Below are 558 nucleotides of genomic sequence, written 5' to 3' on the forward strand. Positions count from 1 at the left end.
GGAAGCCACTTCGGGGGCGAACACCAGCAACGAGACTGCAGCGCCGCCACAGACCACGGCGCGAAGGACTTCGAGTTTCATGATCGAACTGCCGATCCTGACTGTGAACCGATTTCGGATGTCCCCATTGTTCGCGTCACTGCCGATGCACACAAGGAAGCGTCGGCCACCACGGTCGACTCGGCGCAGCTCAGCCCGATGGGTGCCGGTAACCGTGACTACGACATTCACCCCGGCAGAGGCGGCAATTTCGGGCCACCGGATCGCGAGCCACCACGGTCCGGCGGGCCAGTGAACCTCACCGGGCCCGCTGGTCCCCCCGGAGCCGGCAGGAGCTACCCGAGGCAATCATCTCCAGGCGCCCGCCCCAGGTCTTTTGAGGTTCGAGCTGGTGGTTCAGGACCCGACGGTCGCGTTCGACGACTCCGGAGCCCGCAAGGTCCCGGTGCCGAAGGGTATGCCGCCGATGCCCAGCCGACCAGTCGCCTGCTTACCGCGAGGGAATCGGGCCTTAACGCCGGGGTAACACCCGGTCCGTAGAAATTGAGGCCAGCAGTT

Annotated in this window: 1 protein-coding gene; it reads right to left on the bottom strand. The window is 65.4% G+C overall.

Going from position 1 to position 558, the window contains the following annotated elements:
- Positions 1-231, bottom strand: a 231-nt coding sequence (locus ABD951_RS10880) for a hypothetical protein (RefSeq protein ID WP_345344579.1), incomplete at its 3' end; no start/stop codon positions are given.
- Positions 232-558: the final 327 nt, after the last annotated feature.

This window comes from Rhodococcus olei (genome assembly GCF_039540555.1).
Lineage (GTDB): Bacteria > Actinomycetota > Actinomycetes > Mycobacteriales > Mycobacteriaceae > Rhodococcus_G > Rhodococcus_G olei.